Raw genomic sequence first — 21,665 nt, 5'->3', positions numbered from 1 at the left:
ACGCTACTCCTACACGTTCATCTGTCGCAGCTGGGGGCGCTTCGACGTGGCCAGCTTCTCGATCCGCTCCGCCAGCTCGGCGACGGTCGGATTGCGGAACACGGTCGTGACTTTCACGTCGACGTTGAGCTCGCTGCGGATGCGCCCCGTCAGCCGGGTGGCCAGCAGCGAATGCCCGCCGTGGTCGAAGAAGTCGACGTCGATGCCGACCTCGTCCACGCCGAGCAGCTCGGCGAACAGCCGGCACAGGACTTCCTCGTTGTGGTTGCGCGGTCCGCGTCCGGCCGCGGCCTCGGCCTGGTCGGGTGCGGGCAGCGCGGTGCGGTCGAGTTTGCCGTTGGCCGTCAGCGGCAGCTGGTCGAGGATCACCAGGTGGCCGGGGACCATGTAGTCGGGGACCTGCTGTTCCAGGTGGGCGCGCAGCTCGCGGGTGAGCTGGGCCGGGCTGTGCCATCCGGCGGGCGCCGGGGCGGTGGGGGCCGGGGTGTCGTGGCTCTCGCGGGTGGCGTACAGCTGGCACATGCCGGTGCCCTCGAGCCCTTGCGGGGTTTCCACGACGACGTTGAATCCCTTGGCCGCCAGCATCTTCGTGACGACGGCGACCCGGTCGTCCTCGTCGTGGACCTCGGCGACGATCTGGCGGATGAGCGGCCAGTGCTCGGTCTCGATGCCCCGCAGGACGGCCAGTTCGCTCTTTTCCGCGTCGACCTTGAGCATGTCCACCACGGTGAGGTTGTTGTCCCGGATCACCTGGGAGACGGTGCGCAGTTCCACGTCGACCTGGGTGCTGGTGAGCCGGTCGGCCAGCATGTCGGTGAGCTGGTCCTCCTCGACGGCCTGGCTGCCGCGTTCGTTGGCGATCACCCGGCGCAGGGTTTCCCGCTCCGTCGTCTCGTCCGCGAAGCGCCCCGACATCAGCGACATCTCGGGGTAGTACGTGAACTCCGCGCGGCCCGGGGCGTCGGAGACGCCGCAGGTGGTCACGACCGCGTCCAGGCCCTGCAGGTGGGCGTTGATCCGGTAGAACTCGGCCAGTTCCGGCATGGGTTCGCACACGTACACCTGTACGTCGCGGGCCACCGATCCGGCCCACAGGCCGAACATGCCCACGTGTCCGCCCACATCGATGATGCGGGCGCCGTCGTCGATGCGCACGCCGCCGCGGGCGTACTCGCCGCGCTGGAAGATCTCGTCGTACAGGTAGGTCATGTTGGACTTGTTGCGCCCTGCCATCACCATGCCGTTGGGCAGCTCGTGCAGTTCGACGCCGTCCAGGCGCCCGGCGGCCTGCAGTTCGTGCAGCCGTGCCACCCCCGGTGCCGTCTGGGGGTCCACCACCACGTAGCCGGTCAGCTGCTGGCCGCCGGTGGTGTCCTCGCGGGCGATGACGGCGGTCTGCTGCACGGCCGGGTGGCCGCTCAGCGCGGTCTCGATCTCGCCCAGTTCGATGCGGAAGCCGCGGATCTTCACCTGGAAGTCGGTGCGGCCGATGTATTCGATCCGGCCGTCCTTGTTCCAGCGCACCACGTCGCCGGTGCGGTACATGCGGGTGCCCCCCTCGCCGTAGGGGCAGGCCACGAACCGCTCGGCGGTCAGGGCGCGCCGGCCGAGGTAGCCGCGGGCCAGGCCGGTGCCGGCCAGGTACAGCTCGCCGCTGACGCCGGGTGCCACCGGGCGCAGTGCCGCATCCAGCACGTACACCTGGGTGTTCCAGATCGGCACGCCGATGGGCACGGGTCCCGATTCGTGCGGGAGGCAGGCGTGGTGGGTGACGTCGACGGCGGCCTCGGTCGGCCCGTAGAGGTTGTGCAGTTCGACGCCGGGCAGGGTGGCGGCGAAGGCGTCGGCGCTCTCCCGGGGCAGGGCCTCGCCGCTGCAGAACACCCGGCGCAGGGGCTCGGCGCAGTCGGCGGCGGCCGTCTCGGTCAAGAACACCTGGAGCATCGACGGCACGAAGTGGCAGGTGGTGACGGACTGTTCGCGGATCAGCCGGGCCAGGTAGTCGGGGTCCTTGTGTCCCTCGGGCTTGGCGACGACCAGGGCGGCGCCCTCCTGCAGCGGCCAGAAGAACTCCCACACCGACACGTCGAACGACGACGGTGTCTTCTGCAGCACCCGGTCGTCGGCGGCGAGGGGGTAGGCGTGCTGCATCCAGCGCAGCCGGTTCATGATCGACCGGTGGGAGACCTGCACGCCCTTGGGGCGGCCGGTGGAGCCGGAGGTGTAGATGACGTACGCGGCGTTGTCCGGCGACAGCGTGCGCGCGGGGTTGGCGGTGGGGTAGGCGGACACGTCCGGGAGTGCTGCGTCGAGCACCAGCAGCGGCTCGGCGTTGTCGAGCATGTAGCGCACCCGGTCCTCGGGCAGGTCGGCGCCGATCGGCAGGTAGGCCGCGCCGGCCTTGACCACGGCGTGGATGGCCACGATCAGGTCCACCGAGCGGGGGATGCGCAGCGCGATGAGCTGTTCGGGGCCGGCGCCGCGTTCGATCAGCCAGTGCGCGAGCTGGTTGGCGCGCCGGTTGAAGTCCTGGTAGGTCAGCGTCTGCTGGTCGCCGATCAGGGCCGTGCGGGCGGGGTCGCGCTCCGCCTGGGCCTCGAGGGCGTCGGGCAGGGTGTCCGCGGCCACCGGATGGGCGGTGTCGTTGACCCGGTGCAGCAGCTGGTCGCGTTCCTGGGCGGCCAGCACCTCGACGGCGGCGACCGGCGCGGCCGGGTCCTCGATCAGCTGTTCCAGGACCCGTACGAGGCGGGCGGCGATCTCCTCGGCCGCGGCGCGGTCGTAGAGGTTGTTCTGGTAGTCCAGGGAGAGCCGCAGGTAGGGGTCGGAGGCGTTGAGGCTGAGCGGGTAGTGCGAGCCGGCGAAGGGCCGGATGGCGTCGACGGTGAAGCCGGCCGAGGCGTTGGCCTCGATCATGCCCTCGCGGTCGATCGGGTAGGACTGGAAGGCGATCATCGTGTCGAACAGGGCGGGCATGGCGACGTCGCGCTGGATGTCGGCCAGGCCGTAGTGGTGGTGGTCCAGCAGGGCGGTCTGGCGGTTCTGCAGCTCGGCGATGACGTCGGCCACGCTGCGGTCGGGGCGGCAGAACACCCGGATCGGCAGGGAGTTGACGAACAGGCCGACCATCTCGTCGGAGCCGAGCAGGTCCGCCGGGCGGCCGTTGACGGCGGCGCCGAACACCACGTCCTGCTGCCCGGTCAGTTTGGAGAGCAGGATGCCCCAGGCGCCCTGCAGCAGCGTGTTCAGGGTGACCCCGAGTTCCGCGGCGCGCCGGGCGAGTTCCTTGCCCTTGTCGATGGACAGCGGCACCTCGACCCGGCCGAGGGCGGATGCCGTCTCCTGGGCGGGGGCGTTGGGTGCCACCAGGGTCGGCTCGTCGAAGCCGGCGAGCTCGGCCTTCCAGCGGGCCGCCGATGCCTCGCGGTCCTGCGCGGACAGCCAGGCCAGGTAGTCGCCGTAGCTGCGCACCGGGGCGAGCTCGCCGCTCTGGGCGTACAGCCGGGTCAGGTCCCTGACCACCGACGGTGAGGACCAGCCGTCGAAGAGGGTGTGGTGGGCGGTGATGATGAGTTTCGCCTGCTGCGGCCCGCAGGTGAGCAGCGCCAGGCGCAGCAGCGGCGGCCGGGTGGGGTCGAGCTGGTCGGCCCGGTCGTCGGCGAGGGCCTGGTCCAGGGCGGCGTCCTGCTCGGCTTCGGTGCGGCCGGTCAGGTCGAGGTGGCGCCAGGGCAGGTCGACGTGCTCGGGCACGATCTGCACCGGGTTGCCGGCGGCGTCGGTGAGGAACACCGAGCGCAGGTTCGGATAGCGCTCCAGGAGTGCCTGTCCGGCCGCGCGCATGCGCTCGGGGTCCACGTGTCCGGACAGGTGCAGCACGAACTGCATGTGGTAGACGTCGAAGGAGCCGTCGGCGAACGCGGCCTGGAACTGCAGGCCGGACTGGCCCGGGGCCTGCGGCCATACCTCGCTGAGGCGGCCGTAGCGCTCTTCCCAGGTCTCGATCTCGTCCTGGCGCACCGAGACCAGCGGGGCGTCGGAGGGGGTGAGCCCGCCGATCTGGGGGCGGGCGGCGTGCGCGGCCATGCCGTGCAGCACCTTCACCCACAGCTGGGCCAGTGCGGTGGCCTGTTCGCGGGTGAGGACCCCGGTGGGGAACATGAAGGCCGCCTGCAGCCGGGGTCCTTCGGGGGTGTCGGTGGCGACCGAGTTGACCTCGAGGGCGGACAGGGCGGGCAGGTCCGGGTCGGGTGCCGGGATCAGTTCGGCGGACCAGGAGGCGGGCCCCCAGCCGTGGGCGCGCAGGTGCTCGGGCACGTCGGCGTCGGAGATCCGGCCGAGGTAGTTGAAGCCGATCTGCGGGGCCGTCAGGCCGGCGAGCTGGGCGGCGGTCTGCGCGTTCAGGTGGCGCAGCAGCCCGTATCCCATGCCCTTGTCGGGGATCGCGCGCAGCTGTTCCTTGACCAGCTTGACGGCCGTGGCGGCCGCGGGGCCGCCGGCCAGCACCTCGTCCAGGTCCACGGTCTGCACGTCGACGCGGGCCGGGTACATGCTGGTGAACCAGCCGACGGTGCGGGAGAGGTCGGCGCCGGGGACGACGTCCTCCTCGCGGCCGTGTCCCTCCAGGCGGACCAGGGTCGAGGCGCTGGTGTCGCTCCACCGGTTGACCGCCAGGGCGAGCGCGGCGAGCAGCACGTCGGTGCCGGTGCCCTTGAACGCCGCGGGGAGCGTGGTCAGTACCGCCTGGGTGACCTCGGCGGGCAGTTCCACGCGCACGGTCTCGACCGTGGACCACAGGTCTTGTGCCGGGTCGAACGCCCGGGCGCCCAGCGGGGGCGTCGGTGCCTGCAGCACGTCCTGCCAGTAGGCCAGTTCCGCTGCGCGCTGCGGGGAGTGCGCGGCGTCCTGCAGCGCGGTGGCCCAGCGGCGGGCCGAGGTGCCGACGGCGGGCAGCTTCGGTGTCTGGCCGGAGCGGACCTGCTGCCATGCCTGGGCGAGGTCGGACATGAGGATGCGCCAGGAGACGCCGTCGACCACCAGGTGGTGCAGCACCACCAGCAGCCGGCCCGCGCCGATGGCGGGGGCGAACCAGACGAAGTCGGCCATGGTGCCGGCTTCGGGGTCGAGGCGCCCGGCTGCGGCGTCCAGCTCCGCCTGGGCCGCGCGCAGCGCGTCCGGCTCGTCCCACCGGCCGTCGCAGGCAACCTTGCGGATCAGCTGCGCGGCCCGCACGGTGCCCTGCTCGCGCACGGTCAGGGAGAGTTCGTCGCCGCGCACCAGCTGGGCGCGCAGCAGGTCGTGGCGGTCCAGTACGGCGTCCAGCGTGGCGGTCAGGCCGCTGTCGTCGATGTCCGCGGGCAGTTCGAGCACCATCGACATGGCGAACCGGTCGGTGCCGCCGCCGTGTTCGAACACGTGTCGTGCCACCGGCTGCAGCGGCATCGGGCCGACGCCGCCGCTCTCGTCCTCCGCGAGGGGTGCCACCCGGTCGCGGCGGGCGGAGGCCACCTCGGCGAGGCGGGCCGCCGTGCGGCATTCGAAGATCTCCCGGGTGCTGAGTTCCAGGCCCTGGGCGCGGGCGCGGGCGACGACCTGGATGGAGCGCAGGCTGTCCCCGCCGACGGCGAAGAAGTCGTCGTCGATGCCGACTCGTTCCACGCCGAGGACGTCCGCGTAGGCCGCGGTGATGATCTTCTCGGCCTCGGTGCGCGGCTCCCGGTACGCCTCGCCCAGGAACTCCGGTTCGGGCAGTGCCGAGCGGTCCAGCTTGCCGGTCGGCCCCAGCGGGAGCCGGCCAAGGGCTACGAAGGCCGAGGGCACCATGTAGTCGGGCAGCCGGGCCGCGACGAACTTGCGCAGTTCGGCGGCCGAGGCGCCGGCCTGCACGTCCACGTCGCCGATGCCGCCGGCGCCGTCGTCACCGACGGCGCCCTCGCCGGTGTGCACCACGTAGGCGACGAGCCGGCGTCCGCCCGCGGGCACTTCCCGGCTGATGACGACGGCCTGGCTGATGCCGGGGTGGGCCGTGCACGCGGCTTCGACCTCGGCGGTCTCGATGCGGAAGCCGCGCACCTTCACCTGGCCGTCGGCCCGGCCCACGCACTCCAGCCGGCCGCGGGCGTTCCAGCGGGCCAGGTCGCCCGTGCGGTACATGCGCTCGCCCGCGGGGCCGAAGGGGTTGGCCACGTAGCGTTCGGCGGTCATGCCGGGGCGGCCGTGGTAGCCGCGGCCCAGGCAGGTCCCGACCACGTACAGCTCGCCGATCACGCCCTGGGGCACGGGGGTGAGTCCGGGGCCCAGGACGTAGGCGCGCATGTTGCCCAGCGGGGTGCCGATGGGCGCGACGTCGTTCTCCGTCCACTCCTGGGAGGCGGTGAGGGAGAAGGTGGTGGCGTAGAAGCTCTCGCTCTGCCCGTAGGAGTTGACGATCTGCACGCCGGGCAGGGCCTCGCGGACCTGCCGCACCAGCTGGGCGGGCAGCACGTCGCCGGCGAGGACGACCGTGCGGACGTCCGTGGTCTTGTCCAGGTGGCCGATGAGTTCGCCGAGCACCGAGGGGACCGCGCTGATCACGTGGCCGTCCCAGCTGTCGCGCTCGGCGAGCGCGAGGGCGTTGGCCACCACTTCGGCGGTGCCGCCGGTGGTCAGGGTGGTCAGCAGCTCGAAGACCGAGACGTCGAAGTTGACCGAGGTGCCGGCCAGCATCCGCCAGCCGGGCGGCGCGTCCAGGACGCGCACCAGTTCACGCACGCCGTTGACGACGTTGCGGTGGGTGATGGCCGCGCCCTTGGGCTTGCCCGTGGAGCCGGAGGTGTACATCACGTAGGCGAGGTTGTCCGGGCCCAGCGGCGCGGTCCGGGCGGTGTTGTCCGGCGCGTGGCGGGGGGTGTTCCAGTCCGCGCGGTCATCGAGGTTGATGCTCGCCATGTCGTGGGGCGGCAGTTCCTGCGACGTGGCGGTGTCGGTGACCACGAACCGCGGGCGGGCCTCGGCCAGCACGCTGCTCGCCCGTCCGGCGAGGTACTGCGGGTCCATCGGCAGGTAGCCGGCGCCGGACTTGAGGATGCCGAGGAGGCCGACGACCAGGTCCTGGGTGCGCGGCAGTGCCAGGACCACCAGGTCCTCCGGGCCGGCGCCGTGCTCGCGCAGCTGCCAGGCGACGCTGTTGGCCTGCTCGTCGAGCTCGCGGTAGGTCAGTGTCCGGTCCTGGTACACCAGCGCCGGGGCGTCGGGGGTCTTTGCGACCTGGTGCTCGAACAGTTCCGGGATGGTCAGCGGCTCGGCGACGGCGGCGGCGGTGGCGGTGTCGTTGAAGCGGGTGAGCAGCTGCTCGCGTTCGGCGGCGTCGAGTACGTCGATGGAACCGATGCGGCGTGCGGAGTCGGCCGCCAGGCGGCTGAGCACGCGCACGAAGCGGTCGGCGATGGCTTCGACGGTGTGCCGGTCGAACAGGTCGGTGGCGTACTCCAGGCGGCACTGCGCCCCGCCGGAGGCGTTGGGGAGCAGGTCGAAGAACAGGTCGAACTTGGCGGTGCTGGTCTCCAGCTTCTCGGCCTTGACGGCCAGGCCGGGCAGTTCCAGATCCGGCACGGGCGGCTGCCAGGAGAGCATCACCTGGAAGAACGGGTTGTAGGCGGTGGAGCGGTCCGGGTTCAGCAGCTCCACCAGCCGCTCGAAGGGCATGTCCTGGTTGTCGTAGGCGGCCAGGGACTTGTCCCGCACCCGCTCCAGCAGCTGCTGGAAGGTCGGGTTGCCGGAGAGGTCGACGCGCAGCACCCAGGTGTTGACGAAGAAGCCGACGAGGTCGCGCAGTTCCTCGTCGGTGCGGCCCGCGATCGGCGCGCCGATGGGCACGTCGTCGCCGCATCCCAGGTGGTGCAGGAGGACCGCCAGCGCGGAGTGCATGACCATCGAGGTGGTGGTGTCGGCCTGCGCGGCCAGCTTCTCCACGGAGCGCAGCAGGTCGGCGTCGAGGGCGAACTCGACGCGGTCGCCGCGCGGGCTCATCGCCTTGGGGCGCGGCCGGTCGGTGGGGATGGCCAGCGGCTGCGCCAGGTCGGCCAGGGTCTCGCGCCAGTACGCCAGTTGCCGGGCGGCCAGGCTGTCGGGGTCGGACTCGTCGCCGAGCACGTCGCGCTGCCAGAGCGTGTAGTCCGCGTACTGCACCGGCAGCGGCTCCCACGCCGGGGCGCTGCCCTGGCGGCGGGCGGCGTAGGCCAGGGTGAGGTCGCGGAACAGCGGCCCGAAGGACTCCCCGTCCACGGCGATGTGGTGCGCCACCAGGACCAGGGTGTGCTCCTGGGGTGCGCTGCGCACCAGCCGGGCGCGGATCGGCATGTCGGCGGCCAGGTCGAAGCAGGCGGTGGCCACCTCGGCGACCGCCGCCGCCCGCTCCTGCGGCGTGACCTCGACGAGGGGCAGGTCGAACGGCTGGTGAACGGAGGGCAGCACCTGCTGGTGCGGGACACCGTCGTCGTCCTCGACGATCACCGTGCGGAGGACTTCGTGCCGGTCGATGACATCGCGGAGCGCCGACTCCAGCGCGGCCACGTTCAGTTCACCGGTCAGCCGCAGGGCGAACGCACCGTTGTAGGTCGGCGACGGGCCTTCGAAACGGTCCACGAACCACAGCCGGCGCTGCGCGAACGACAACGGGATCATTGTGTCTCCAAAATCGTCAGGACTACCGGGGAGTAATCCGTCACTCAGCTCTGGTCGAGCACCGTCAAGAGGTCGGCGTTGTAGAAGTCGTCGAGGGAGCACGCGCCCGAGACGGTCGAGAAGTAGCGGTCGATCAGCTCCTGGTGGCCGACCAGCTTGCGCAGCATCTCGGTGCGCCCCTCGGGCTTGAGCTCGGCCACGTTGAGCACGCCCTGGTAGAGATTGAGGAAGGTGTTGCTCAGGTCGTTCTCGTAGCGCCTGAGGGCCGCGTTCAGGGCGGCGTCGTCGTGCAGGTTCTCCCCGATGTGATCGGTGAGCGTCTGGGCCTGGATGAAGGCGTCGGTGATGCCGCGGGCGGTGATGGAGTCCTTGTGGTGCACCGCGTCACCGAGCAGCACCCAGCCGGGCCCGTAGGCCTTGCGGAAGTAGTTCTCCTGGTGGCCGGTGCCGTACATCTGCTCCACGCGCTCGCCCTGGGACAGCCGCTCGTGCAGGTCGGGGGCGGTGGTGCGGACGGCTTCGAGGTAGGCCGACTCGGCGTCCTTGCGGACCTCGTTGTACTCGTCCTGGGGGAAGTAGGTCATGGCCAGCGTGAGGTTGTCGTTGGTGGGCACGGAGACCACCCAGCGACCGGGCCGCTCGTACAGCTCGAAGCCCGAGGGGACGCCCGACCAGTAGCTGTAGTAGACGCACGTCATCCGCGGGTGCTCGACGACCTTCTGCGCGCCGACCTTGCGGGCCACCAGCGAGCGCATGCCGTCCGCGCCGACGACCAGGCGGGCCCGGTCCGTGGCCTCGGCGCCGTCGGGCGTCGTGTACTTCACCCCGACGACCCGCTCGCCCTCGAACACCAGGTCGGTGACGGCGCAGGACTCCCGGAACTCCACGCCGGCCGCCACGGCGCCGTCGGCGAGGATCGGGTCGAGCACGAACCGCCGGGGCGCATAGGTCGTGCGGTAGCCGTCGACCGGGATGGAGAAGCCGTCGAGGCGGACGCCGGGCCCCTGGTAGCTCTCCTGGTTGATCGGCGTGCAGCCGGTGTCGCGGAGCTTGTCGAGCAGCCCCCAGCGGCCAAGGAGCGCCACGCCCGGCTGGTGCAGGTAGTGCGAGGACAGCGTGTCCTGCGGGAACTGCGCTTTCTCCAGGAGCAGGACGCGATATCCCTGCTGAGCGAACAACATGGCCGCCGGCGAACCCGCACAACGGGCACCTATGACAATGACGTCGTACATGGCGCCTCTCTAACTAGGTGGTTTTTTGATCCCAATGCGGCCGCAGCCGGAAAGTCTTCGTGATGGAAAGCGCCGCCGCCGCAGCGGAGGGAATGTTCTCGCTGCCGGGCACGCTGGTGATGCTATCCGCCGGAACTGGCGGGATGAATACACACGGCGCTCGAACGGGGTCTCTCGCGTGATTCCCCGGAAAAGCGGGCGGCCGGCTTCCTTCCGCGCGCATGACGGCGTCTCGCGCGGTGTCTCGCCGACGGGACACCACACGACACCAACCGGCCCCGAAACGCTAGGGGGTGGCCGCGCCCAGGGATTCGATGTAGGCGGAAATCGACGCCACCGTCGGGTTGAGGAACATCTGGTCCACGGGGACCTCGACGCCCAACTCGTCGATGAATGCGACCTGGATCCTGGCCATAATCACAGACTGGCCGCCCAGGGCGAAGAAATCGTCGTCGTCCGCTATGTCATCACGCTTGAGTTCGCGGCACCAAATGGCGCGCACCTCGTCGGCAATCATCACAGTCCTCTCGTTTGTCTGAAGGTCCGTCGACTATGCCGTGGCCGTGGTGGCGCTGTCGGCGTACTGGCTCCGGCAGGAATCCGCCAGGGCCGCGCGGTCCACCTTTCCGTGCGGACTCAGCGGAATCCGCGCGATGTTGATGAACCGGGCCGGGACCATGTTCCGCGGCAGGGCCGCCAGCAGGCGGGTGCGTACGTCGTCGGCGTCGAGGTCCTCGCCGGCCGGGACGAGGAAGGCGACCAGCTCACCGTCGCCGGAGTCGGCGGGGGCGACGACCACGGCGGCTTCGCGCACTCCCGCCAGCCTGCCGAGGGCGCGCTCGATGTCGGCGGGATCGATGCGCATGCCCCGCACCTTCACCTGCGCGTCCATCCGGCCGGCGACGACGAGGTCGCCTCCGGGGCCGACACAGCCGCGATCGCCCGTGCGGTACATCCGGCGCGTGTGGCCGTCGACCTCGATCGTGGTGAACTTCGCGGACTCGGGGCCGCTGCCGTTGAGGTAGCCCGCGCCGACGCTGGCCCCGGAGATGCAGACCTCGCCGTACTCGCCCGGCCCGACACCGCGCAGCTGCTCGTCCAGGAGGTGGATCTCGGTGTTGTAGGCCGGCTTGCCGACCGGGGCGATGTCGTGCTCGCCGGGCCGGTATCCGGCGAAGTCGAAGGACGTCGCGACGTCCGTGCACTCGGCGACGCCGTACTGGTGCAGGACGGTGCACGTAGTGCCCTCGCGCCGCGCCCAGTCTGTGAGCCGTTCGGCCTTCAGCGGCTCCCCGCCGATCAGCACGTAGTCCAGGCCGGCCAGCGCCTTGCCGCCCCGTGCGCTCTCCCAGTCCACCAGCAGGTACAGCGTGCTGGAGGCGCAGTGCACCACGCGGATGTCGTGCTCGCCGAGCATGCGGTAGGCCATCATGGCGTCGAAGTTGCGGCTGGCCATCAGGTGCTGGGTGGCGCCGCAGAACAGCGGTGTCATCAAAGCCCGCTGGGAGAGGTCGAAGCCGAAGGCGCTGACGACCAGGTTGTTCGACCCGCTGTGCAGGCCGTACTCGAGCATCAGCCAGTTCATCAGGTTGAACCAGCCCTCGTGCCGCACCGCGGTCAGCTTCGGCGTCCCGGTCGAGCCGGAGGTGAAGACCGCGTAGCACACGTCGTCCCCGGTGACGGCGACGCCGGGACGGCTCGCCGGCAGGTCCGCCAGCTGGCCGGACAGCTGCTGGAGGTCGATGGCCTCGACGGCCGCCGACTCCACCATCGCGGCCGTCGCCGGGGAGGCCACGATCAGGGCGAGATCGGGGATCTGCCCCAGCAGCAGCTGGAGCCTGGCCTGGGGGTAGGCCGGGTCGAGAGGGATGTAGGCGGCGCCGGCCTTCAGCGTGCCGAGGAGGGCGACGAGCATGTCGATGGAGTAGTCGAGACAGATGCCGACCTTCGCGCCCCGGCCGTGTCCGCGCGCGGCCAGGAAGTGCGCGAACTGGTTGGCGCGCGCGTCCAGTTCGGCGTACGTCACGCGCTGTCCGGCGCAGAAGACGGCGACGGCGTCGGGGGTGGCTTCGGCGTGTGCCTCGAACTGCTGGTGGACCACGGGCGTCTCGGGCAGGGCGACGCGCTTTCCCTGAAGGATCATCAACTGGCTCCGATGTGGCAGGTATCCGGTGGGGCGGGCCGCCGGCGCACCCCGGGGCGGGCGGGCGTGTGCGGCATCTGGGCGGTGCGCGGCTAGGCGGTGCGCCGCTCGGGGGCGTGCCGCTGGACGGCGTCGAGCACCTGGGTCACCCACTTGTCGACGGGCAGGCCGTGCGCGGCGGCCACTTGCGAGTAGGAGGCCAGCTGGCCGGCGGACAGTTCGAGGGTGAGGGTGGTGACGTTGCGCCGGTTCTTGTCGGCGGCCTGCGCGTCGGCCAGCTGGGCCACCTCCTGCTGCTCGCCGCCGCGCGCGGGGGTGTCGGCGGGGCCGCTCTGCTCGGCCAGGCTGGCGCGCACCGCCCTGCGCAGTTCGTTGCGCGACCACTTCTGCTGTTCGGCCTTGCGCAGCCAGTAGTCCTGCTCCGGCGGCGACAGCCGGGTCACCTCGGCGTGGTGGGCGAAGCTGAGGCTGTCGCGCCTGCGGCTGTGCTCGAAACGGCGGGCCACCCAGGCGTAGTTGCGCAGCGTCTGGTAGTCCAGGCCGGTGCGGTCGACCGCCTCGCGGTAGCGCCGCCAGCCGTAGGCGGTCTCGCCGAAGATCAGCCAGTCGGCGAGCCACCAGGCCGAGGAGTTGGTGAGCTCGCGCAGGCTGGAGCCGATCCGCTCCCAGGACCGCTCCGAGAGGTCCTGCGGCAGCACCATCCCCGACTTCTGCACCGTTGCCTGCTTGCCCACGAAGGACAGCACCACATCGCGCTGGGCGGGCTCACCGCCGGTGCGGGCCTCTTCGGCCCGGTAACTGCTCGCGGTCCTCACAGGACGCCACCCACAACCGTCATCTCCCCACCAGAGTGTCTGCCTTGGCGTGCGCCGATCGCTCGACCGTGCACCCGGGCGGCCCTCACCGTCGTTCCACTTCGGTCAACCTGCTCTTGTTCGTGCGGTGTTCAGCCCGCGGCCATGGACTCCCGCAGGCTCTTGGGGCGCAGGTCGCTCCAGTTCCGCTCGACGTACTCCAGGCATTCGGCCCGGGCCGCCTCGCCGAAGACCGTGCGCCAGCCCGCGGGCACCTCGGCGAACGCCGGCCACAGGGAGTGCTGGTCCTCGTCGTTGACCACGACGTAGAAGCGGCCGTCCGCGTCGTCGAAGGGGTTGGTACTCAACTGCCACCGTCCTTAACCGGGACTGAGAAGGGGAAATCGCCAGGCCAGGCGATGTGACAGCGCCGGGTGCGGGTCTGCCGGCCGGTGTCGTCCCGTCGACAGGACACCCGGCGTCGGCAGCGGCCGTGGACAGCGGATCGGTGTCGTCCCGTCGACGGGACACCCGGCCTGCGCAGCGGCCCCGGAGCTGAGCGCCACCGTAGGACCCGGCCGCCCGGGCCCACAAGCGCCGTCAGCGGCAGCGGGGCCGGTGACCTGCTCCTCGTCGGCCCGGACCTGTACCCCCGCCGGGATCCTGTGCCAGCATGGCCGATCACTGGCCCGCACGATCACCGGCCCGCAGGTGGGCCTGCTCGAACTCGCAGGCGCGGTCCGTCTCCTTGCGCCGAGGCGATCGAGAGCGCGCGGTCGATCGCGGGCCTGCGCGGGTGGCCCGCCAGGGCCTCAGCTCTTGCCGGCGCGAAGACGCCGGACCGCCCCGCCCCAGTCGAAAATCACCGTCGCGCAGCGGCGCGCGCGCTCGCGCGCCGCACCAAGGGCAAAGGAATTCCTGATGGAGGCAGTGGCCGGCGCCGTGCTCGCGGGCGCTTTTGCGGGTGGCCCGGCCGCGACGGCAGGGCCCGGGGGGGTGTGCGTGCGCACGAGGACAGAAAGCTCATCGACGAACCTACGACTGGTGATCACGCCGTGAAGTCAGAATCCGAGTACGAAACAGATCCAGGCGACGACACACGACGGTCGCTGTTGCGCCACATGCTGGTGGCCAGGGGCGTCGACGAGGAGGCCCAGCAGCTGCAGAAGCAGGGCGCGCTCGACCTCTGGCTGTCCTGCCAGGGCCAGGAGGCCGCGCAGGTGGGCTCGGCGCTGGCCGTGGGGGCGGAGGCGACGGTCTTTCCCGCCTACCGCGAGCACGCCGTCGCCCTGCTGCGGGGCGTGGCGCCCGAGGAGCTGCTCGCGCAGTGGGCCGGGCGCACCTTCTGCGGCTGGGACCCGCGCCGGCTGCGGTTCTTCCCCTACACGCTGGTGCTGGCCGCGCAGACGCTGCACGGCGTCGGCTACTCGATCGCGCAGCGGCTGCAGGGGCAAGAGGACTTCGTCGTGGTGTACATCGGCGACGGCGCCACCAGCGAGGGCGACATGTCGGAGGCGATGAACCTGGCCGCCGTGGAGTCGGCGTCGGTGCTGTTCGTCTGCCAGAACAACGGCTGGGCCATCTCGAAACCGGCCGAGGAGCAGATGCGCACCTCGCTGGCCGAGCGCGCCCGGGGCTTCGGCATCGAGTCCGCGCGGGTCTCCGGCCAGGACCCCGAAGCCGTCTTCTCGTCCTGTTCCCGGGCCGCCGCCCATGTCCGCCAACAGCGCGCGCCCTACCTCGTGGAGATCCCGGTGGCGCGCATCCACGGTCACTCGACCTCCGACGCCCAGGAGATCTACCGCAGCCGCGAGGACATCGCCCGGGCCAGGGCCGCGGACCCGGTGAGCGCGTATGCGGCCCGCCTGAGCGGTCTGGGCCTGGTGGACAGCGCGTGGTTCGACGCCGTCGACGCCGAAGTGCGCGAGCTGCGCGAGCGGTTGATGAAGGAGTACGCCTGATGAGCACCGTGCCGTCCGCCCGCCTGGCGGAGTCGATCAACGCGACCCTCGCCGACCTGCTCGAGCAGGATCCCCGCGTGCTGCTGCTGGGTGAGGACATCGGCCGTCTGGGGGGCGTGTTCCGGGTGACCCGGGGCCTGAGGGAGCGCTTCGGCGCGGAGCGGGTGCGCGACTCGCTGCTGGCGGAGTCCACCATCGTGGGCCAGGCCGTGGGCATGACGATGAGCGGCCTGGTGCCCATCTGCGAGATCCAGTTCGACGGGTTCACCTATCCCGCGGTCAATCAGCTGGTGACCCAGGCGGCCCGCATCGGCGACCGGTGGAACGGGCAGGTCAGCCCGGGCCTGGTGGTGCGGATCCCGACCGCCGGCGGGGTGCGGGGGGTGGAGCACCACAGCGAGTCCAACGAGGCGCTGTTCGCCCGCGTCCCGGGGATCTCGGTGGCGTGCCCCTCCACCGGTGAGGACGCCGAGCAGATCCTGCGGTACGCGGTGACGCTGGGCGCGCCGGTGGTGATCTACGAGCCGATCCGTCTGTACTGGCGGCGCAGCACGCCCGCCCGGGAGCCCGAGCCGGCGCGCTCGCCGAGCGCGGCCCGGATCGTGCGCCGCGGCACGGACGTGACGATCGCCACGTACGGGGCGGTCACCAACGAGGTGCTTCAGGCGGCGCACGCGCTGAGCCCCGAGGTCGACGTCGAGGTGGTGGACCTGCGCTGGGTGGCGCCCCTGGACATGGCCACGGTGTTGGAGTCGGTCTCGCGCACCGGGCGGCTGCTGGTCGTGCACGAGGGGTCCAAGGACGTCGGTATCGGCGCGGAGATCGCCGCGTCGGTGGCCGAGCACGGCTTCGGCGCGCTGCGCGGGCCGGTGCGCCGCCTTGCGCCCGATCGCCGCGCCTATCCCCCGGCGGACTTCGAGAAGGACTATCTGATCGGTGTGCAGGAGATCAAGGACGAGGTGCTGGTGATGACGAAGTGAGCGACTCCCCTGTGGACATGCACGTTCCCAGCTTCGGGCACGGTCTGGCCGAGGCCCTGCTCGTGGAGTGGGTCGCCGCGGTCGGCGACCGGGTCGAGCGGGGCGACGTGATCGCGGTCGTGGAGACCGACAAGGCCAGCACGGAGATCGTGGCGGAGCGCGGCGGGCAGGTCACGGCCCACTGCGCGGCGGTCGGCACGATCCTCAAGTCCGGTGAGGCGCTGTACCAGTTGGCGGCCGGCTAGCCCACCCTGCCCCCGGGCGCCCGGGGAGGCAGAGATCCAGTCACTTGAGCGGAGAAGGAACATGAGCGACATCGAAAGCCGTATCGCGGACACCATGCTGGCCAAACTGCGCGAGCGCGACGCCTCGTTGGGCCCCGACGACCTCGGCCGGCCGGTCGCCGACTTGGACCTGGACTCCCTGGACCTGGTGGAGCTGCACCAGCAGCTGGAGCAGGAACTCCAGGTCAAGGGCGATTTGCGGGAGACCGCGGGGTTCGCCTTCCTGGACGAGTTCAGCACCTATTTCGTGAAGTTGGCGAGCCGGGGATGAGCGCGGGCATAGTCGACATCGCCACCGCGAAGCCGGGCCAGATCATCGACAACGACCACTTCGCGTCGATCGGTCTGACCGACGAGTGGATCCGGCGCCGCAGCGGCATCGCCTCGCGCTCCTGGCTGCCGGAGGAGACCCCGCTGGCGGAGGTGGCGGCGGAGGCGTGCGCGCCGATCGTCACAAGGATGGAGGACCCCTCCTCGATCGGCGCCCTGGTGGTGGTCAGCACCTCGGTGCAGCAGCGCGTGCCGGGCATCGCGCAGAAGGTGGCGCAGCTCATCGGCCTGGGGCCCTCGGTGCTGGCCTTCGACATGAACGCGGCCTGCTGCGGCTTCGTCTACGGCCTGGTCACCGGGCTCTCGCTGTGCGAGGCCGGGCAGGCGCGCTCGGTCCTGGTGTGCTCGGTGGAGGCCATGTCCCGCCTGGTGGACCGCACCGACCGGCAGACGGCGCCGATCTTCGCCGACGGCTCCGCGGCCGTGCTGCTCCAGGACCGCCCGGAGTTCGCGGGCTTCTGCCAGGTCGCGGGCTGCGACGGCTCCCAGGAGGCGCTGATGCGCGAGACCGGCGCGGGCGGCATCCACCTGGACGGGATGCAGGTGTACGACCGGGCCGTGCGCCGGATGTCGGAGTCGGCGCAGTACCTCTTCGACCACGGCCCCGCGCCGACCGTCATGGTCGGCCACCAGGCCAACGGCCGCATCCTGGACCAGGTCAGCGCCTTCGCCGGCCATCTCGGCGTGCCCTTCGTGAACCGGATCGAGAACTCCGGGAACACCTCGTCGGCCACCATCCCGCTGGCGTTCGCCGAGGAGCTGGACGCCGGGAGTCTGCCCGCCCAGGGCCGGCTCGGCGCCGTGGCCTACGGCGCCGGTGAGGCGTGGGGCGGTGTCTCGGTGGACTACCGGGTGCCGGCCGTCGCCGCTTTCTGACCGCGCCGGGAACGCGGGAACGTACTCGATCACTGGAGGTTGTCATCTACTCACCAGAAGCCTGGGTCCTGCGCTCCGGTGCGGTGGCCGGCGCGCACGACGGCGGACTCGGCAGTGTGCTGCAACGCGACCGGTTCACCTTCGGGGCGCTGCAGGAGGGTGAGGCGCTGGTGGAGCCGATCCTCGGCTCCTGGGAGGCCAACGTCGACCATGCGCTGGCCCGCTCCCCCATCGATGTGTGCAGCAGCCGCGGCGAGGACGCGGTGGTCCTGGGCAATCTGGGCGTGGTGCGCGTGCTGAAGGTCAACACGGGCGGCCGCCGGGACATCCAGGTCCGCGAGGGCGATCTGTGCCTGCTGCTGCCCTTCGGCAAGCTCGACCGCTTCGGCTACGCCGAACTCGCCTACGCCTACGACTGTCCCGACACCATCGGCCTGCTGGCCAAGCGGTCGAAGATGGACGCGCGGATCCTGCTGCCCATTCCGGATTCCACCGTGTACTCGCTGCCCCAGTGGGCCACCTACGGGCGGTACTTCACCGCCTGGGACAACTGGAACAAGGCGTACGGGTGCTGGCGCACCCAGGTCGTCGACGACGACCCGGCCAACCACCTGGTGTTCGGCTGGGGCGGCGGGGTGGCCTTCGCCGAGCTGATGCTGGCCAAGCGGGCCGGGTTCCGGGTGGCGATGACGGCGGGCTCCGACGAGCGGATCGCCTTCCTGCGGGACAACGGCATCACCCCGGTGGACCGCCGCCAGTTCCCCGCGCTGTCGCTGCCCACCCGCGCGGAACGCAACGACCGTGAGCGCCACCAGCGGCGCCGGGCGTCGGTCGCGGCCTTCGAGGACCTCGTCAACGACCTCAGCGACGGCCACGGTGTCGCGATCTTCGTGGACAACATCGGCGAGCCGCTGTACGACGTCACCCTGGCCGCCCTGGCCCGCGAGGGCATCGTCACCACGTGCGGCTGGAAGGCGGGGATGCGCCTGTCGCATCTGCGCGGCGCGGAGTGCATCAGCCGGCACATCCATGTGAACACGCACGTGTGGCGCATCCAGGACTCGCCGGCCATCCGGGACTTCCAGGAGGCCGAGGGCTGGATGGCGCCCAAGGGCTCGGATGTGATCTACGACTTCGAGGCCGTGCCCGAGCTGGCCGACGACTACGCGAACGGCAGGATCGGCTCGTACTTCCCGATGTACAGCGTCAACCCCCTCTGAGCGCCCGGGGCGCTGCGAGCAGAGAGGGGCACAGGCCGGCCCCGGGGCCCCGTGGGGGTCCCGGGGCCGGCCTGTGCCCCGCCGCACCGGGGCCGGGCGGCCCAGGCGGTCTTCACCAGGTGACCGGGAGGCGCTCCAGGCCGTACACCAGACTCTTGTGACGGAACGTCAGGTCTTCGATGTCGCAGGCCAGGCGGATGCCGGGCAGGCGGGCAAGGAGCGAGGTGACGGCGATCTCGACCTCGCGGCGGGCCAGGGAGGCGCCGGCGCACAGGTGGGTGCCGAAGCCGAAGGCGACGTGCCGGTTCTCGCCGCGCTCCAGGTCGAAGCGTTCGGGGTCGGGGAAGGCGCTCGCGTCGTGGTTGGCGCCGGGCACGGCCAGGATCACCAGGTCGCCCGTGGTCATGGCGGCGCCGGAGAAGGTCATGTCCTGATCGACGACGCGCAGGACGTTGTCCTGGGAGACCGACCAGAAGCGCAGTGACTCCTCGACGAAGGCGGTGACGCGGTCGGGGTCCTCGATGAGCCGGTCGCGGACGTCGGGGTTGGTCATCAGGGTCAGGGCGCTCAGCGCGATCTGGCTGGTGGTGGTCTCGTAGCCGGAGACGAGGATGAAGCGGACCATCGGCAGCAGGTCTTCGCGGGGCAGTTCGCCGGTCAGTACGCGCTCGGTGATCAGGCGGCTGATCAGGTCGTCCTGGGGCTCGCGTTCGCGCTCGTCGATGAGCCGGTTGAGGTAGTCGTTCATCTTGTAGTAGGCGGCCCAGGACTCCTCGGGCTTGTCCAGGCTCAAGATGGTGCGGCTCTGCTCGGCGAAGGTGCGGTAGTCCTGCTGGGGCACGCCGAGGAGCTGGGCGATGACCTGGGTGGGCAGGGCCAGGGCGAACTCGGCGTACAGGTCGAGCGGGCGCGGCAGGCTCTGGAGGCGGTCCAGGAGTTCGTCGACGAGTTTTTGGATGCGCGGGCGCCATTCCTTGATGCGTTTGGCGGTGAACTCGCTCATCATCATGTGCCGTTGGCGGCCGTGCTCGGGCTCGTCCATGCGCCAGAAGGAGTTGAGGTTCTCGTTCGGGGGCAGTTCGGTGCGCGCCCGGCCCATCTTGGTGTCGTCGGAGCTGAAGCGCGGGTCGTTCATGGCCTGGCGCACATCGTCGTAGCCGGTGAGCAGCCAGGCCCAGCCGCCGTCGGGCAGGTCCACCCTGGCCGGTCCGTGCGCGCGCAGGTCGGCGTACTGGGCGGGTGGGGACATCGGGCACTGGCGGGTCATGGGGTAGGTGGGGTTCGCCATGGTCACACGTCCTTGGATGCGGTGCCGGTCGGGGGTAGCCGGTCGATGGCCGACCGTAGGGCGCGGCGTTGACGTGCTGCTGACTGGTGCCTGACGGGGCGGGTGGGGTCAGGCGGCGGCCGGGGCGGGGACGGGGGTGTGAAAGCCGCGCCGGTACCACAGCAGGGGCGGCACCGCGTGGTCGCGGATGCGGATCTGGCGGGGGGTGGCGAGCAGCAGGTCGTGGTCGCCGGCGCGGATCACGTCCGCGGTGGTGCAGCGCAGCAGGACCGTGGCGTCGGGGAGGCAGGGCAGGGCCGTGGTGTCGTCCCAGGCGCAGAAGTCGCCGGGGGCGAAGCGGTCGACGCCGCGGGTGGCGAAGCGCTGGGCGATGGGGCGGTGCTGTTCGCCCAGCAGGTTGATGACGAACTCGCCGCTTTGGGTCATGGCGTCGTGGCAGCTGGAGGTGAGGGCGATGCCGACCATCACCAGCGGCGGGTCCAGGGAGACGGAGGTGACCGAGCTGGCAGTGAATCCCCGGCGCCGGCCGGCCGCGTCCCGGGCGGTCACCACGCTGACGGGGGCGGCCAGCAGGGCCATCGCGTCCTTGAACGCCTGGGCGCCGGCCCCGGGCCGGACCTGGGCCGGCGGGGTCTGCTCCTGGACAGGGGTCATGGCGGGTGCTCCTTCGCGAGGTGGGCGGCGGGGTGCCGGACGGGGGTGCGGAAGGGGGGTGGGGCGGGGTGCTGGAGACGATGCCAAGAACCACTCAAGACCTGCTGGAGACGGTGCCGGGCGGGCGGTGGGGGGCGGGCCCGGGTCAAGTGGGGGTTGAGTGGCGGGGAGCAGGATGGCTCTCGTAGGCAATGGGCGTAGGCACTTGCCGACGGACCACGTCAGGACACGTAAGGAGTTGCTCATGGCAGACAGGGAGCCGGTCATGTCCGAGAGCGAGATTCTCGGCTGGCTCACGGAGAGGCTGGGCGCTCAGGTGTCCCTGCCCCCTTCGCGGATCAATCCCGACGTTCCCTACGTCGAGTACGGCCTTGACTCGGTGGCGGCCCTGGGCCTGTTCGGTGACATCGAGGAGGAGTTCGGTCTCGTCCTGGACCCGAGCGTTGCCCTGGAGTACTCGACGCTGGCTCTGATGGCGGGTTTCCTTGCCGCGGAGCACAAAGAGGTCGTCCACAGCTGAGAGGCCCGGCCGGGCGTGCTGGAGGGCCGGCCGGTGCGGGGCGGGGCCGGATCCCTTTTCGGGGGTCCGGCCCCGCCGCCTGTGCGGGCCGGGGCCGGGGGGTGTCAGTCGCGGTCGACGCAGACGCCGGTGGTGCGCGGGCCCAGCAGCAGGACGACGGCGACCAGGGTGGCCATGGCGCCGGCGATGACGGCGAACATCGGGCCCGGGCCGTGGGCGTCGAGGACGGGCAGCAGGGCGAAGGGCAGGGCCGCGGCGCTGAGTTTGGACAGCGAGTAGGCAAGGCCGGTGGCCTGGGCGCGGATCGCGGTGGGGTACTGCTCGGCCAGGTAGACGTGGCTGGCGGTGGAGAAGATGTTGCTCACCAGGGTGTAGGCGATGCCCAGGGCCATGATGAGCGGGGCCGAGCCCGCGTAGGCGAAGCCCAGTCCGGACAGGGCCATCGCCGCGGCCGAGACGGCGACGAGCCGTTTGCGTTCCATGCGGTCCATGACCGGCACCGAGAGCAGGGCGCCCAGGGGGTAGCCGAGGAAGGACACCGCGGTGTAGCCGATGCTGGTGACCACGTCGTATCCCTTGGCGGCCAGGATCTGCGGGGCGAGCGCGCCAAAGCCGTAGTAGCCGACCACCGACAGGGTGCAGAAGAGCCACAGCATGGTGGTGCGGCGCCGGTAGCGGGCCTGGAACACGTCGCGCAGCCGGGCCGGGGGCGCGGCGGGCGGCGC

16 protein-coding genes are annotated in these 21,665 nt (G+C 71.3%); 7 read left to right on the top strand and 9 right to left on the bottom strand.

Annotated features, from left to right (window positions below):
• Positions 1-9: 9 nt before the first annotated feature.
• The 6 genes from STRAU_RS01650 to STRAU_RS01625 form a co-directional block, all read right to left on the bottom strand.
• Positions 10-8,658 carry a non-ribosomal peptide synthetase gene (locus STRAU_RS01650; RefSeq protein ID WP_016638469.1) on the bottom strand — a complete coding sequence of 2,883 codons (8,649 nt, stop codon included), beginning with the start codon at positions 8,656-8,658 and terminating at the stop codon, positions 10-12.
• A 44-nt stretch (positions 8,659-8,702) separates the two neighbouring features.
• On the bottom strand, positions 8,703-9,890 hold the full coding sequence (locus STRAU_RS01645) for an NAD(P)/FAD-dependent oxidoreductase (RefSeq protein ID WP_016638468.1): 1,188 nt from the start codon (positions 9,888-9,890) through the stop codon (positions 8,703-8,705).
• Between the two features lie 286 nt (positions 9,891-10,176).
• On the bottom strand, positions 10,177-10,407 hold the full coding sequence (locus tag STRAU_RS01640; protein WP_037657033.1) for an acyl carrier protein: 231 nt from the start codon (positions 10,405-10,407) through the stop codon (positions 10,177-10,179).
• A 33-nt stretch (positions 10,408-10,440) separates the two neighbouring features.
• The gene (locus STRAU_RS01635) at positions 10,441-12,033 is read right to left on the bottom strand and encodes an amino acid adenylation domain-containing protein (RefSeq protein ID WP_016638466.1); all 1,593 of its coding nucleotides are present in this window, start codon (positions 12,031-12,033) and stop codon (positions 10,441-10,443) included.
• A 92-nt stretch (positions 12,034-12,125) separates the two neighbouring features.
• Positions 12,126-12,848 carry an LmbU family transcriptional regulator gene (locus STRAU_RS01630; RefSeq protein WP_016638465.1) on the bottom strand — a complete coding sequence of 241 codons (723 nt, stop codon included), beginning with the start codon at positions 12,846-12,848 and terminating at the stop codon, positions 12,126-12,128.
• A 131-nt stretch (positions 12,849-12,979) separates the two neighbouring features.
• On the bottom strand, positions 12,980-13,195 hold the full coding sequence (locus STRAU_RS01625) for an MbtH family protein (protein WP_016638464.1): 216 nt from the start codon (positions 13,193-13,195) through the stop codon (positions 12,980-12,982).
• A 753-nt stretch (positions 13,196-13,948) separates the two neighbouring features.
• Between STRAU_RS01625 and STRAU_RS01620 the strand changes: the two genes are divergently transcribed.
• The 6 genes from STRAU_RS01620 to STRAU_RS01595 all read left to right on the top strand — a co-directional run bounded on the left by STRAU_RS01620 (position 13,949) and on the right by STRAU_RS01595 (position 18,478).
• On the top strand, positions 13,949-14,788 hold the full coding sequence (locus STRAU_RS01620) for a thiamine pyrophosphate-dependent dehydrogenase E1 component subunit alpha (protein ID WP_016638463.1): 840 nt from the start codon (positions 13,949-13,951) through the stop codon (positions 14,786-14,788).
• Complete coding sequence (locus STRAU_RS01615; RefSeq protein WP_016638462.1) at positions 14,788-15,768, top strand: alpha-ketoacid dehydrogenase subunit beta; 981 nt, start codon at positions 14,788-14,790, stop codon at positions 15,766-15,768. The genes STRAU_RS01620 and STRAU_RS01615 overlap by 1 nt, the downstream gene beginning before the upstream one ends.
• Positions 15,769-15,785: 17 nt before the next feature.
• Positions 15,786-16,013 (top strand): biotin/lipoyl-containing protein, encoded by a 228-nt coding sequence (locus STRAU_RS01610; protein WP_037657045.1) that lies wholly within the window; start codon positions 15,786-15,788, stop codon positions 16,011-16,013.
• 61 nt (positions 16,014-16,074) lie between these two features.
• On the top strand, positions 16,075-16,323 hold the full coding sequence (locus tag STRAU_RS01605; RefSeq protein ID WP_016638460.1) for a phosphopantetheine-binding protein: 249 nt from the start codon (positions 16,075-16,077) through the stop codon (positions 16,321-16,323).
• Positions 16,320-17,258 (top strand): ketoacyl-ACP synthase III, encoded by a 939-nt coding sequence (locus tag STRAU_RS01600; RefSeq protein WP_016638459.1) that lies wholly within the window; start codon positions 16,320-16,322, stop codon positions 17,256-17,258. Before STRAU_RS01605 ends, STRAU_RS01600 begins: the two co-directional genes overlap by 4 nt.
• Positions 17,259-17,341: 83 nt before the next feature.
• Positions 17,342-18,478, top strand: a complete 1,137-nt coding sequence (locus STRAU_RS01595) for a zinc-binding dehydrogenase (RefSeq protein ID WP_016638458.1) — start codon at positions 17,342-17,344, stop codon at positions 18,476-18,478.
• Between the two features lie 112 nt (positions 18,479-18,590).
• Here the strand turns inward: STRAU_RS01595 and STRAU_RS01590 are convergent, their stop codons facing one another.
• Entirely contained in the window at positions 18,591-19,766 is a 1,176-nt protein-coding gene (locus tag STRAU_RS01590) for a cytochrome P450 (RefSeq protein ID WP_037657030.1), read from the bottom strand.
• 108 nt (positions 19,767-19,874) lie between these two features.
• Positions 19,875-20,420 carry a flavin reductase family protein gene (locus STRAU_RS01585; RefSeq protein ID WP_016638456.1) on the bottom strand — a complete coding sequence of 182 codons (546 nt, stop codon included), beginning with the start codon at positions 20,418-20,420 and terminating at the stop codon, positions 19,875-19,877.
• A 244-nt stretch (positions 20,421-20,664) separates the two neighbouring features.
• Here STRAU_RS01585 and STRAU_RS01580 point away from each other — a divergent pair, with 244 nt between their 5' ends.
• A complete protein-coding gene (locus tag STRAU_RS01580; RefSeq protein ID WP_037657028.1) occupies positions 20,665-20,940 on the top strand; it encodes an acyl carrier protein in 276 nt (91 codons plus the stop codon).
• Between the two features lie 104 nt (positions 20,941-21,044).
• Here STRAU_RS01580 and STRAU_RS01575 read toward each other — a convergent pair.
• Positions 21,045-21,665 (bottom strand): MFS transporter (locus STRAU_RS01575; RefSeq protein ID WP_037657026.1); only part of this gene is annotated, 621 nt, incomplete at its 5' end.

Source organism: Streptomyces aurantiacus JA 4570, assembly GCF_000414115.1.
Lineage (GTDB): Bacteria > Actinomycetota > Actinomycetes > Streptomycetales > Streptomycetaceae > Streptomyces > Streptomyces aurantiacus_A.
This window is presented reverse-complemented; position numbering and strand designations above follow the sequence as displayed.

Excerpts from the sequence above, each read along its gene's own strand:
- STRAU_RS01590 (WP_037657030.1), bottom strand. The coding sequence starts at position 19,766 with ATGGCGAACCCCACCTACCCCATGACCCGCCAGTGCCCGATGTCCCCA.
- STRAU_RS01640 (WP_037657033.1), bottom strand. The coding sequence starts at position 10,407 with ATGATTGCCGACGAGGTGCGCGCCATTTGGTGCCGCGAACTCAAGCGT.
- STRAU_RS01580 (WP_037657028.1), top strand. The coding sequence starts at position 20,665 with ATGGCAGACAGGGAGCCGGTCATGTCCGAGAGCGAGATTCTCGGCTGG.
- STRAU_RS01615 (WP_016638462.1), top strand. The coding sequence starts at position 14,788 with ATGAGCACCGTGCCGTCCGCCCGCCTGGCGGAGTCGATCAACGCGACC.
- STRAU_RS01645 (WP_016638468.1), bottom strand. The coding sequence starts at position 9,890 with ATGTACGACGTCATTGTCATAGGTGCCCGTTGTGCGGGTTCGCCGGCG.
- STRAU_RS01600 (WP_016638459.1), top strand. The coding sequence starts at position 16,320 with ATGAGCGCGGGCATAGTCGACATCGCCACCGCGAAGCCGGGCCAGATC.
- STRAU_RS01650 (WP_016638469.1), bottom strand. The coding sequence starts at position 8,658 with ATGATCCCGTTGTCGTTCGCGCAGCGCCGGCTGTGGTTCGTGGACCGT.
- STRAU_RS01605 (WP_016638460.1), top strand. The coding sequence starts at position 16,075 with ATGAGCGACATCGAAAGCCGTATCGCGGACACCATGCTGGCCAAACTG.
- STRAU_RS01585 (WP_016638456.1), bottom strand. The coding sequence starts at position 20,420 with ATGACCCCTGTCCAGGAGCAGACCCCGCCGGCCCAGGTCCGGCCCGGG.
- STRAU_RS01620 (WP_016638463.1), top strand. The coding sequence starts at position 13,949 with ATGCTGGTGGCCAGGGGCGTCGACGAGGAGGCCCAGCAGCTGCAGAAG.
- STRAU_RS01610 (WP_037657045.1), top strand. The coding sequence starts at position 15,786 with ATGCACGTTCCCAGCTTCGGGCACGGTCTGGCCGAGGCCCTGCTCGTG.
- STRAU_RS01635 (WP_016638466.1), bottom strand. The coding sequence starts at position 12,033 with ATGATCCTTCAGGGAAAGCGCGTCGCCCTGCCCGAGACGCCCGTGGTC.